At 45.7% G+C, this 12,348-nt stretch carries 14 protein-coding genes, 1 tRNA gene and 2 pseudogenes; 12 read left to right on the top strand and 5 right to left on the bottom strand.

Features of this window, described 5'->3' with window-relative positions; all coding sequences use genetic code 11:
* Positions 1-32 precede the first annotated feature (32 nt).
* From LLF78_01420 to LLF78_01405, 4 genes are all read left to right on the top strand, one after another.
* Entirely contained in the window at positions 33-1,193 is a 1,161-nt protein-coding gene (locus LLF78_01420) for a TRAM domain-containing protein (GenBank protein ID MCE5201160.1), read from the top strand.
* A gap of 4 nt (positions 1,194-1,197) precedes the next feature.
* Entirely contained in the window at positions 1,198-2,376 is a 1,179-nt protein-coding gene (gene ispF / locus LLF78_01415; protein ID MCE5201159.1) for a 2-C-methyl-D-erythritol 2,4-cyclodiphosphate synthase, read from the top strand.
* Positions 2,377-2,415: 39 nt separating this feature from the next.
* Positions 2,416-3,900 (top strand): IMP dehydrogenase, encoded by a 1,485-nt coding sequence (gene guaB / locus LLF78_01410; protein MCE5201158.1) that lies wholly within the window; start codon positions 2,416-2,418, stop codon positions 3,898-3,900.
* Between the two features lie 60 nt (positions 3,901-3,960).
* Positions 3,961-4,035 (top strand) — tRNA-Val (locus LLF78_01405).
* 394 nt (positions 4,036-4,429) lie between these two features.
* Here LLF78_01405 and LLF78_01400 read toward each other — a convergent pair.
* The 3 genes from LLF78_01400 to LLF78_01390 all read right to left on the bottom strand — a co-directional run bounded on the left by LLF78_01400 (position 4,430) and on the right by LLF78_01390 (position 6,250).
* Entirely contained in the window at positions 4,430-5,305 is an 876-nt protein-coding gene (locus LLF78_01400) for a nucleotidyl transferase AbiEii/AbiGii toxin family protein (protein ID MCE5201157.1), read from the bottom strand.
* A complete protein-coding gene (locus LLF78_01395) occupies positions 5,302-5,895 on the bottom strand; it encodes a type IV toxin-antitoxin system AbiEi family antitoxin domain-containing protein (protein ID MCE5201156.1) in 594 nt (197 codons plus the stop codon). The genes LLF78_01400 and LLF78_01395 overlap by 4 nt, the downstream gene beginning before the upstream one ends.
* 124 nt (positions 5,896-6,019) lie before the next feature.
* Entirely contained in the window at positions 6,020-6,250 is a 231-nt protein-coding gene (locus tag LLF78_01390) for a hypothetical protein (GenBank protein MCE5201155.1), read from the bottom strand.
* Positions 6,251-6,584: 334 nt separating this feature from the next.
* Between LLF78_01390 and LLF78_01385 the strand changes: the two are divergent.
* The 4 genes and pseudogenes from LLF78_01385 to LLF78_01370 all read left to right on the top strand — a co-directional run bounded on the left by LLF78_01385 (position 6,585) and on the right by LLF78_01370 (position 8,691).
* Positions 6,585-6,713 (top strand): annotated as a pseudogene (locus tag LLF78_01385) (ATP-binding protein).
* Between the two features lie 31 nt (positions 6,714-6,744).
* Complete coding sequence (locus tag LLF78_01380) at positions 6,745-7,089, top strand: hypothetical protein (GenBank protein MCE5201154.1); 345 nt, start codon at positions 6,745-6,747, stop codon at positions 7,087-7,089.
* Between the two features lie 265 nt (positions 7,090-7,354).
* Entirely contained in the window at positions 7,355-7,936 is a 582-nt protein-coding gene (locus tag LLF78_01375; GenBank protein ID MCE5201153.1) for a hypothetical protein, read from the top strand.
* Positions 7,933-8,691, top strand: a pseudogene (locus LLF78_01370) (nucleotidyl transferase AbiEii/AbiGii toxin family protein). Before LLF78_01375 ends, LLF78_01370 begins: the two are co-directional and overlap by 4 nt.
* A 104-nt stretch (positions 8,692-8,795) precedes the next feature.
* Here the strand turns inward: LLF78_01370 and LLF78_01365 are convergent.
* Positions 8,796-9,548, bottom strand: coding sequence for a transposase (locus LLF78_01365; protein ID MCE5201152.1), 753 nt, complete (start codon positions 9,546-9,548; stop codon positions 8,796-8,798).
* Positions 9,466-9,756: a hypothetical protein gene (locus LLF78_01360; GenBank protein MCE5201151.1), complete on the bottom strand. Its 291-nt coding sequence runs from the start codon at positions 9,754-9,756 to the stop codon at positions 9,466-9,468. Before LLF78_01360 ends, LLF78_01365 begins: the two co-directional genes overlap by 83 nt.
* Positions 9,757-9,914: 158 nt before the next feature.
* Here LLF78_01360 and LLF78_01355 point away from each other — a divergent pair, with 158 nt between their 5' ends.
* The 4 genes from LLF78_01355 to LLF78_01340 form a co-directional block, all read left to right on the top strand.
* A complete protein-coding gene (locus tag LLF78_01355) occupies positions 9,915-10,661 on the top strand; it encodes a hypothetical protein (protein ID MCE5201150.1) in 747 nt (248 codons plus the stop codon).
* A 620-nt stretch (positions 10,662-11,281) separates the two neighbouring features.
* Complete coding sequence (locus LLF78_01350; GenBank protein ID MCE5201149.1) at positions 11,282-11,560, top strand: metalloregulator ArsR/SmtB family transcription factor; 279 nt, start codon at positions 11,282-11,284, stop codon at positions 11,558-11,560.
* 22 nt (positions 11,561-11,582) lie between these two features.
* Positions 11,583-12,101, top strand: coding sequence for a YeeE/YedE family protein (locus tag LLF78_01345; GenBank protein MCE5201148.1), 519 nt, complete (start codon positions 11,583-11,585; stop codon positions 12,099-12,101).
* Positions 12,098-12,348, top strand: a 251-nt coding sequence (locus tag LLF78_01340; GenBank protein ID MCE5201147.1) for a YeeE/YedE family protein, incomplete at its 3' end; no start/stop codon positions are given. The genes LLF78_01345 and LLF78_01340, both read left to right, overlap by 4 nt.

The following is a 12,348-nucleotide window of genomic DNA, read 5'->3' as shown; positions in this document are numbered from 1 at the left end:
TAGAAATTAAAATTAAGAAAGGAGAATGTGTAATGTCTGAATCAGGACTTTCCATCGTCATGAGAAGATTGGTACGCGCAGTTATGGTTTTTATCTGCGGGGCTGCCGGTTATCAGATATCGAATCTAGTCCTTGATTATAACTGGTGGCCGTCGATCACACTGCTTCACCCTATCGGTACGACTATTTTTATCATACTGCTGTCAGCATGCCTCGGCTTTATTCTTGCACCTTTGTTCTGGTTAGGTCTCTCTAAGTTCAGTCAATTTATAGAATCTAGATTACAGAACACAAGCGTGCCTGATCTGATAGTCAGTCTGGTCGGGCTTGTTATGGGGCTGCTTCTGGCAAACCTTATCGCTATGCCTATGTCAAGGCTTCCGGGCGGAGTAGGGGTCTATATAGCAGTCCTGCTGAACATAGCCCTTGCTTATCTTGGGCTGCGTGTTTTTGCAAAGCGCAGGGACGACATATGGAACGTTATCACAAATATTGGTGATATCAGGCTGAAACTTCCAAAGCGCAAAAAGAAAATAGGCAACGGTGAGAATGTAAGAGAAGAAGAGGTCAGCACATCTGCAGAATATTATTTTTCAGTTCCCAAAATACTTGACACAAGTTCGATCATTGACGGAAGGATACTGGATGTTGCACAGACGGGGTTCCTGGAGGGCACTATAGTGCTCCCGAGATTTATTCTTGCGGAACTGCAGGGAGTCGCCGACTCTACAGATTCTCTGCGCCGCACGCGTGGGAGGCGGGGCCTGTCTGTAGTTACAGAGCTTCAAAAAATCGGGGCTCTCAACATCGAAATCCCAGAAATTACGCTTAAGGATCTGGAAAGAGACAAGGTCGATGAGGCGCTTGTCGTTCTGGCAAGGCGACTCGGAGGCAAGGTCATAACTACCGACTATAACCTGAACCAAGTCGCGCAGATCGAGGGTGTCTCGGTACTTAACGTAAACGACCTTGCAAACTCGCTTAAACCTATGCTTCTGCCCGGAGAAGATGTCGAAATCGACATTATCAGGATCGGCAAAGAAAACCATCAGGGCATAGGCTATCTCGACGACGGGACAATGCTGGTAGTCGAGGATGGCTATAAACACATAGGCGAGAGGGTAAAAGTAACAGTGACATCAATGCTCCAGACTTCCGCGGGAAGAATGGTATTCGGCCGCATCAGCGCTTAGGATCATGCAGAAAAACACATGGTCGTTCATTATAGTTGCCGGCGGATCAGGAAGCCGCATCGGGGGCATACCAAAACAGTTCAGGGAACTTAACGGCATCCCCTTATGGAGATGGTCCGCTGAAACAGCAGAAAAACTTTGGGCTGCAGGGGAAATAAAAGAGCTTGTCCTTGTGCTTCCGCCCACAAATTTTAAAAATGTTGAGTCTGAAGATGATCTCAGGATCCCTCTGAAGATCACAGCCGGAGGAGATACACGATCAGACTCGGTAATGAATGGATTAAAGATATGCAGCGGGTCACACGTGCTGGTCCACGATGCGGCCCGCCCTTTTATAACCGCCGGACTATGCCGCAGGCTCATAAAGAAAACTGAAGAATGCGGCTCTGGCGTACCGTTGCTTGCCTCCTCAGATTCATTGAAAAAAATCTCCGGCGGTAAAATCACATGTGTTGACAGGAAAGAATATTTTCGCACACAGACCCCGCAGGCATTTGAAAAAAAATCGCTCATCTCCGCGATAGAACAGTACGGGTCTAAGGGAAAGGACGAGGCTGAGGCATGGTTAGCTGCCGGACGTGAACTTGGCGTCGTAGACGGAATTGAGTCAAACTTCAAAATTACGACCTCTTTTGACCTGGCAATAGCCTATGCTCTTGCTGAAGGAAACATAGAGCGCCGCACCGGACATGGTTTTGACGTCCATAAACTTATCCCCGGACGCAGGCTGATACTTGCCGGCATGGAGATCAGCGACTCCGTTATAGGACTGCTTGGCCATTCTGACGCTGACATTATTACGCACACAGTGATGGATGCCATTTTGGGAGCAGCGGGTGAGCCCGATATTGGGACCCTATTCCCCGCATCTGATGTAAAATGGAAGGATGCTGCAAGCACAGGAATGCTCGACTCTGTTGTACAAAGAATAAGAGCTTCGGGATGGAAGATCGAATGGGTCGACATAACTCTAGAAGCTCAGACACCAAGGTTGGGCGACATGGTTCCGATGTTTATCGCAAGCCTTGCGCCTTACCTCAGCGAGAGTGACGGTGAGCGCAATTTGAACATAAAGATCAAATCAGGAGAGGGATGCGGCAGCGTTGGACGCTCTGAGTGCATGATCTGCCATGGAGTGGCTACTCTTTCGAGGAGAAAGGGCAAAATCGCGCTTAATGCATAAATAATCATAAAAAAATTAACCGGCGGAGGCATTTTAAAAATGGCAAAAAAACAGTCTGTAAACAAATTTGTAAGCTACCAGGGATTCACTTTTGACGACGTACTTCTGGTGCCAGGGTATAGTGAAGTAGTACCGTCCGCGGTCGATGTCTCTACAACCTTGACTCCGCAGATCTCACTCAATGTGCCGATCTGCAGCGCTGCAATGGATACAGTCACAGAGGGCCGCCTTGCCATTGCCCTTGCGCGTGAGGGCGGAATAGGGATACTGCACAGAAATCTTCCGGTCGAGCAGCAGGCAATAGAGGTAGACAAGGTAAAGCGCTCCGAATCAGGAGTGATTGTAGACCCGTTTTTTCGTCATCCGGAAGATATGGTACGAGAGGCTGTCGCACTTATGGAACATTATCACATATCCGGTGTGCCTGTTGTGAATGAAAATATGCGTCTTGTCGGAATCATCACGAACAGAGACCTCCGCTTTGTCACGAACCTTGACCAGCCTATATCAAACGTGATGACAAAGGATAACCTCATAACTGCGCCGGTAGGCACGACACTTGACGATGCCAAGAATATACTTATGGGGACAAAGGTAGAAAAACTGCCCATAGTAGACAAAGACGGAAAATTGAAAGGACTCATAACAATCAAGGACATCCTCAAAGCGAAGGCATTCCCTAACGCCACGAAGGACTCCCGCGGGCGGCTCCGTGCCGGAGCTGCAATAGGAGTAGGCTCTGACGCCCTTGAGAGGGCGGACGCCCTTGTAAAGGCCGGAGTAGACACAATAGTAGTCGACACAGCGCATGGCCATTCAAAAATGGTGCTTGATATGGTCAGAAGACTCCATGCACTTTATCCTGACCTGCCGCTGGTTGGCGGCAATATTGCTACTGCAGAGGCAGCAGAGGCTCTTATAGACGCGGGGGCTGATGCGGTTAAGGTCGGCATAGGCCCAGGCTCAATATGCACCACAAGGATAGTGGCCGGGATAGGCGTACCACAGGTGGCAGCTGTCATGAATGTATCCGAGGCCGCACACAGACTTGGTAAGACAGTGATAGCAGACGGAGGGATCAGATATTCCGGTGACATTGTCAAAGCTCTGGCAGCAGGAGCTGATGTTGTAATGATAGGTTCTCTCTTCGCCGGCACCGAAGAAAGCCCCGGTGAAGCAGTCATATACAGAGGCCGCTCCTTCAAGAGCTACCGCGGCATGGGCTCCCTTGGCGCCATGAAAGAGGGCTGCAGCAAAGATCGTTACTTCCAGGAGGGTACATCCGAGGATAAGCTTGTCCCTGAAGGTATAGAGGGTATGGTACCGCATAAGGGTTCTCTCTCAGGCGTTATTTACCAGATGGTTGGCGGTGTGCGTTCTGGAATGGGATACGTCGGTGCTGCAAACATCAAAATGCTTCATGAGGAAGCCAAATTTGTGCAGGTAACCGCGGCATCTATGAAAGAAAGCCATCCGCACGATGTCGTGATCACGAAGGAAGCTCCTAATTATTGGGCAGAATAACGAAACCTATCTGAGCAGTATTGACATGAGGAATGATAGATAGTAGAATCTTTGCTCGTTGGGCGATTAGTTCAGAGGTAGAACGCTTCCTTGACACGGAAGAGGTCAGAAGTTCAATTCTTCTATCGCCCACCATATTCGTAAACCACGGACGGGCTTCGGCTCGTCCTTTTTCATGTATTTTTTCCAAAGCGGGCAAAAAATGAACCAAACGAAAACTCACATTATCACCGGATAAATGACACTCCCGACGAAAAGGCCCGGGCAGACCAAGGATCAAGCATGCAGTTCGCATGGACTTCAGAAGCGCATAAAAGGCAATGACAGAAAGGGGGACCCATGCGGCTACACGAAAAAGACCGTAAATGCTGTACTCAGGAACCTCGGGTTAACGGATTTACTGGATGAAGATGTCCAAGTGGGTTACAGCAGATGACGAACAGTGTATTGAGTAGTAGGGGACCAGGTGCCCCCCGCTTTGTCATACGTGCCGTAGCAATTCTGAGAAGACGCAGAGTAACAACTATAGTCAAACTTCTGGCGAGTCGTTAATATGCGGGACCCCGTACGTGTTTTCCATAATCATCAGAACTGATTTACAGGCATCATCAAATGAAATATTTTTTACGTAATTGAATCTCCCTCGGTATTGCTCCCAAAAGTCCCGCATCCTTGGACTTGCCTGTATATCTTGAATTATTTGCCTATACTCGGGTAAAATCTGCAGGCTGCCTCTTTTTCGGGCAGTTTCAAGCAATGCCTGTTTTAAGACTGTTAAATCCAGCTGTTGGCCGTAGAGAGCAGTAAGAATGTAAATGTCATAAAAATCCCTCGGTCTGGTGTTCGCTATATTGCGGTACAATACAGTTTCAATCTTCTCCGCAAGTACCGTTTCCAGGTTATACGTCATGACCGAAATACTGCGGTCGTCAAAAAGGAGCCGCAAAGAACGTTTCACTTCGCGGGGAGTAATTTTATCGCCTGTTGTCACATCCACGGTTAATGGCACTGCAAGGGGGTGGTAGTTTGCTTCCAGCGCTACACGCAGTCCGGGATAATCGTCTCCCTCACGAATTTCAGTCGTCCGCAGTACATTGAAGGTAATATTGTCTTCTACCTTGATAGCGCAGATTTCCTTGAATATCCTGTCGATAGACTCGTGTGTTAAGTCCAGCCCCTTTATTGTGGTATCCAAGTCCATTGTCGTACGCGTATTCAGGCCCACGATGGCGGCTATTAGAAATCCGCCTTTGAGAATAAAGTTCTTCCTGTAGGGAGAGAGGGAGATACGTTCCAGAAGCCGTTCCATCATATAGTTCTGCATAACAAGCTGACTTGAAATATTATTTTCTTCCGCTTTTTTCTTAATAAACGTTTTCAATTGCATCGGATTTTTTGTAATCACAGCAAAACCTCCATAAATCTGAGTATCTTGGGTTTTACGCGTAACCGTTCCGCGTATTCCACGAGTTTTGCCACATCCTTTTCCCTGGAAACCGCATAGGCTTTCATTGCCTGAGTCACAAGCTGAATATCATAGGCGTTTTTACCTTTAACGATGTCGCATAGTGTTCTCTCCACGTTATAGACGCGAAGAGGATTCCCACAGGGGGAGGGTTTTTCTGTAATACCCAAATCATAAATTTCGGGTATTACGAATTTTGAATTCGCGTTAAGGCTTTTAAGTCCCACGGCGTTGTAGCCGTGGGGGAATGTCAGCGTGTAGCTCATCGGTGTGCGATCGGAAAGTCCGTGCAGATACAAAGCCGTTTCATTGGAAAAAATGCCTTTCGAAAAACGATATTGCAGGAAATACATTTCGTCCTCCCACGTTTCAGGCAGCGCGTAGATTCCTCTCGCCACGCGATAAACACGATTTGTCGTCACAAGCTCACCCAGCGCGCGCCGCTGAATTCCCGCTGCAGTTACCTCCGAAGCGGTAATAAAACCCTTGCCTTCTTTAAGCATTTTCAGGATCGTTTCGCAGTCGTTCATAACCGTCACCTCCTGTATGAACATTTACGCTACACACTATAGCATAATGTAGTGTAAATGTTCAACAAGCGATAATCTATTTTTGCAATTAATTCCGTCTCTGTCATGCGTATCGAATCACTGATCAGGAATCCCAGCCATTGATAATGCCGGCTGAGAACCGGTCGGCAAGGACTTGTATGACTTTTTTCTCCTCGTCTGTAAGCCATTCCGGCCTGATATATTTGGCCAGTCGTTCGTCAAGCACGTCAAATGCGTCGGCCGCTTCCAGGACCTTGCGGTTCCTGTCCCACAGAAGCAACAGCAGGTTAGGATACATAGTAAAATCGAAGCTGTCTTCGCTGATGTGTTTCATTATCTTTCTGAATTATAGCGCTCCCAAGAAATGAGACATGAAAATATGGTCTTCTCAAAAGACATACGTGAACGCATAGAGGACAAGAGCTTCATGGAACTCAATTCGAAGACCAGATGAGCATGCCGGTGGACAGAGAGTGGCACAGGAGAAAAAGCAGAAGGATAACGGATCTTACCCGCGATCCGTCATTCTGTTACAAAAGCGCCTCAGTTACAGACATTGACTGCCTTCCTACTTCCTGAGAGAAACCTTGACAGACGCCTCATAAACGAGCTTGCCTGCTGCGGATACATCGCAAACGGACAGAACATCATAATCATGGGATACACCCGGAGTGGGCAAAACATACCTGGCATGTGCGCTCGGAACAGCAGCCTGCCGGGGACGATATTCCGCAAAGTACGCCAGAATCCCCGATCTGCTCGAAGAACTGTCGTTTTCTCATTCAGATGGCTCATTTCAACATACATATGCATAAGTGGAATGGAGTGGTGAAACAATATGCATGCAGAGAGGCGATAGAAATCAAACGACAGTTGAAAGATGAAGAGACCGAGTTAAACGTCCCGCTCTCCGACATTGAGAAGATGCCTGTTGAAGCACTGAGGGATCTGGCCTTGTATGAGTCATCATGGCACCACACTTCTAGCTACTTCAACAAAACTTCTTTCTATTCTGTAGACGCAAGCGAGATCACGGAATCGTATTTAGAAAACTGGGGCACACAGGAAAAAACAGAGACAGAGCGCCGGGCCAAGGCTCAATACGCCAAATGGTCGGGAAACAGAGCAGGAAGTATCGTCAAAGGACTGACATTGAAGAATGGGGTGTTATAAAGGGTAACTGGTTTTACTCTGATAGCGGGGCTAAAAAACTTATAGAGAGTAATTGGTTTAACATTATTGAATATGAGGAAATTAAATAACTCACATTATTTGAGGAGGATGCATATTACGTTGAAATGAGCCCGCCATTCCACACTTCATGAGCCACCGTTCCGTCGTTCGCGAGCCCGCTTCCTTATGTCCTGTTTTGATTTAATGTTTTCATATTTACAAAACTGAAAACATTGGTTAAAATATCATGCAAGGAGGTGTTCCCATGAACGCAGAAATCCAAAAGCGGCAATTTATACCTCTTAAGAACCTGAAAGAGGACGGGTATTCCCTCTATAAGATAAATCAGCTTGTTTCGGCAGGGAAACTTGGCAGGGTCAACCGCAGCTACTATGAAAACATGGAATATAACGGCGAAATCAACGATTTCTATGCCGTTCCCGCCTACTCTGATGAAAAAGGCATAATCTGCCTTATGAGTGCGGCAGCATATTATGAGCTTACAACAGAAAGACCCGCGCAAATTGACGTTGCCCTCCCCCGGAGATCAAGGGTGCCGCGGTCGCCTGACTGGCCGCTGATGCGATTCTATCTTTTTTCGGATCAACGATATAAAGTCGGAGTAGAAAAAGTCAATGCGGACGGCAATCCCTTTTATATTTACGATATGGAAAAAACAGTATGCGACGTTATCTTCTATCGCAACAAGCTGGGATTTGAACCGGCTGTCGAGGTCATTAAAAAATATCTGAATAAGCGGAACCGAGACCTTAACCGACTGACGCGGTATGCCGGGATGCTCCGCCTTAAAACGACTATGAAACAATTTGTGGAGGTGCTGATATGAGCGGCGCCGCTTCGATAAAGGACAGATTAAAAAATTACGCAATAAAAAGCGGACGGATATTTCAAGATGTGCTGACCGCTTATATTTTAGAGCGTGTACTCTTTCGTATTTCAAAATCCAAGTATATGGATAATTTCACTTTAAAAGGCGGCATTCTTCTCTATGGCTTATATGAGGATGACTTTACCCGCGCCACTACCGATATCGATCTCCTTGGCGGGAATATCACCAATGACAAGGATGAACTGAAAAGTGTATTTGCGCAGATTCTTTCCATCGAGACGGATGACCCTATCCGTTTTGATATTGATGCGCTGGATGTCGACAATATTACGGAATTCAAGAAATATCACGGTGTAAAGGTTACTACAGCAGCCTATCTCGACAGAACAAGGATTCCTGTCAGCATAGATATCGGATTCGGTGATATTATCTATCCCGACAGGATTATAATGGATTATCCCACCATTCTCGACAATGACGCTCCCCATATTTTCGCATACCCCACTTATTCAATCGTAGCGGAAAAAATTGAGGCGATTGTTTCACTTGGACTGACAAACAGCCGTTATAAAGACTTTTATGATCTCTGCACTCTTTCAGAGCGTGAAGATTTTAACGGAGAAATGCTCAAGCAGGCAATAATAGAAACATTTGAAAACCGTTATACCCATTTTGAAGAAATTGCGGCATTTGAAGAAAGCTTTACGGATAATTATGAGAGGCAGCAGCGTTGGAAAGGATTTCTTCGCAGCAAAAAGGTGTTGGATAACCGTTCTTTTTCGGAGGCGGTATCAGGCACGAAGCTGTTCCTTCTTCCAGTAATAGACGCTATAAGACAGAACCTTCCTTTCAGAAATCACTGGATACATACTGAAAAACAGTGGCATAGAGCAGAGGACCCCAGGCTCGGCGGCAATAATCCGGAAGTAATCAAGATGATTCTGGAAGCAGGCGAGGAACAGGAGAAAAACATCGAAAATAAAACCGCCTCATTGAAAATGATCCTGGAAACTCTCAATGCAGAAAAGGAAAAACTGGAACAGGAGCAGGGACCTGAGTTGTAGATCATAAACCGGCAAATACGGCGATAAGGACTACATGGGAAAGCATCCTTGCGACAGCGTCTATAGCACACTACGTCGAAGAGCACGAATATTGCGGGTATACTGCCTGCATTGTGAAGCATTTCAATAATAACATCCGTTGTCGACATCCTTGCAAGTTTACGCCGCTTATAGCCGTTGGTACGCTTATCGGCCTCCTGGCCCGGGCAGATCACATTTTCATCTCTTGGTGAGCTCAGAAGGCTGAAATTGACCGGAAGGAATGTGTTGCCGTCAGACCATCCAAGGGTAAGCATACGGAACCCGCGGCAGTATATATGGCTTGTATGGCCGAACACTCTAGAAAGCAGTCCCACTTTCTTGCTGCGCTGTCTGCTAAACAGGGAATCATCTGCTATAAGCACCGACTCCCTGTTGTTTCCTGTCAGGCGGTCGACTTCTGAAATGAGCTGAGACATTACCCTATACAGAAGTTTTTTTCCAGTTGAAATGTCCGCTGTTGAGGAAACGGTACGCTGTGTTCTTGCTGAAGGAGAGCACCGCATCCTCCGATAACAGACTTCCGTAAAGGTTTTTGCCTGTAAAAACCAGGGTAGAAAACTCCTTGAGTATCTGAGTGCAGCTGAACCCCGACTCCTTGTAAAAGTTTGAGATCTTGAGCTGTTTGGATATATTTATTCTGGAAAAGAAATGGTCAACCGATGATTTAAAGACGTCGCGGTTATCATTTATATCTGCTATAATGTTTGTCATAGGAAAGCTTCCCTGTTGTTGGTATTGCTTGATTTGTCGCTATCTCAATTATACCACTCAAGGGGCTTTTCTCTTGTTTTTTTCGCGTGATCCTATATGTATTTTTCAACGCCCCATGAAATGCCATCACAGCCGGGAATGAAAATAAAGGTAGCACGGTGTTGCGTCTTATTTTCGTAGCAGAGGTGCTGGAGATTATTACGGTGGAGGGGGAGTATGGTTATGTCCAAGACTGGGAAGAAGACAGAACCGGAGGAGGAATTCTCGATCAAATTAGCGCCTCCGGACGACCCGATTTATACGCGTGGGTACGTGATAGGGTGATACTATTCGAGCAGATCCTCAAAGACTACTCCGGAGACAGTCTCAGAGCAAAAGAACGAGCCGCTGACATCGGGAGAGTTGTACAGGAAGTTGGGGGCAGAGATAATCAAGAGGAACGCGGAGAAAAAGGATCAATAGGGGAGGGGGTTTCTGTGAAAAAAATAATTGTGGCATTATTATTGGCCTTCTGTGTTGCGTCTATGGCAAGTGCTGCAAATTTTGTTGAAATATACAGGGATGATGATTATTATTCAATTTATTTAGATTCAGATTCTTTTCAGAATAAGGGAGATTATGTGACTTGTTGGAAAAAGTGTATTCCGATAGGGGAAGAATTAAAACGTGTAAACAAAATATCAAAAAAGAAAGTGTCACATTTTATGTATTTTGATGCATATAAATTAAATGAACGTCAAAGTCAAAATTTAGCACAATATGTTTATTTTGAAAATGGAGAACATGAAGAATTGTTTAATTCCAATTTATCAATTGATAAGTGGAAAGAAATAGTTCCTGAGACTGTTGGCGAACATATTTGGGAGTGGGTAAAAGCTATATCTGAAGCTAAATATCAAAAATAAAGATGCAAGAGGTCAACGGCAACAAAAAGGTGGCTGATTGCGGCATATTATCACTCGTTGTTGCAGTAGTGGTCTTTTATTAAAAAACAGAGGCTAAAAAACATTCCCAATTCCTTGGGTGAATCCCGTTAAACAAGCCCAGGGAGACATCACAAAATAAGGTGGTGTGATTTGAAAAACACCCCTTGAGCCCTATCTATGTTCATTGCCACATCCTTCTTATATGCTTTCCCTAGGTAATCCTAACTTTTCTCACGCATACTGCTGAGGTGATTCTTAATGATATGGATTCGCAATTCCTCTATGATAGAGCAAGAGCCGACTCAGTTGCAAATTTATACCCAACACAGCATAAAATAAACAAAACCCCCTCCACATCCACAATGCGAAACGCGTTTTTTTAGAGCCTGCAAAATCAGTTGATTCCTCCGCGGTGCTGAATAGTGAAGCATAGCATAGTCCAAGTTACCAAGTCGGATGTCTTTTCGCAATCAGCCAGACCGAAGACCAGGCTGCAAATATTTTTCCATACTTCCTCTTAAAAATAGATTATTGACTTTTACATTTTTATATCATAATATATGAATATTAAGATGTTTATATCGAAAGTTGGTGCTTTAATGGATCGCGATTTTGAGAAGTTTAACGAAGCAGCAGAGCTTCTGAAGGTTTTGGCTCACCCTGTGCGTCTTTGCATTGTAAAAGGATTGTTAAGCAAAGGTGAATGTAACGTTTCTTACATGCAGTCATGCCTCCATGAACCGCAATCCACAATTTCACAGCATCTGCAAAAATTAAAAGCAGCGGGTGTCATAACAGGCGCGCGGAACGGGAAGGAAATCAAATACAGGGTAAGCGATAATCGGGTTGAAGCATTGATAACAGCATTATTTTTATAGAAAATAGAAGGAGGTCGGTTATATGAGAAAGGATGGGAGTTGGAGTCCTTATTTAGCAGGCGCGATGAGCGGCGTGGTAGCAATCGGCTCAGCCTGGTTTGTTGGTAAATTCTTCGGTGCGTCGACTACGTTCGTAAGAACGGCAGGAATGATTGAAAAGCTCTTTTCGCCGGAGAGGGTTGCCCAAATGGCTTATTTTATCAAAGAAGTGCCAATGGTAGACTGGCAGTGGATGTTCGTTGTCGGCATTGCCATCGGTGCGTTTATCTCCGCGATAACATCCGGAGGTTTTCAGATAAAAATGGTGCCTGATATGTGGGAAGCCCGTTTTGGTTCAACAATTAAACCAAGAGCGGTGACTGCTTTTATTGGCGGTATCATTGCCATGTTTGGCGCACGCCTGGCTGATGGCTGTCCCAGCGGGCATGGCCTTGCCGGTGCTTCACAATTGGCAGTCAGCGGATATATAGCTTTAGCCTGTTTCTTTGTCGGCGGGCTGATTTCAGCAAATTTACTGTATAAAGGAGATGACAGCAAATGACCATTCTCATGTATGGTTTGATTACAGGTATCCTGTTCGGGTTTTTCCTGCAAAAGGGCCGCGTTCTTCGTTATGACAAACAAATCGGCGCCTTGCGCCTGAAGGATATGACCATCGTAAAATTTATGTTGTCCCACGTCCTTGTTGCTATGGTTGGCATCTACTTCCTAAATGATTTAGGCCTTGTGAAGCTTTCATTGAAACCAACAATCTTGGGCGGTGTTGTCATCGGCGGATTGATTTTTGG

It is taken from the genome of Synergistaceae bacterium, from assembly GCA_021372895.1.
In the GTDB taxonomy this organism is placed as follows: Bacteria; Synergistota; Synergistia; order Synergistales; family Synergistaceae; genus JAJFTP01.
Note: the sequence above shows the minus strand (reverse complement) of the source record. Positions and strands in the feature narration are given on the sequence as shown.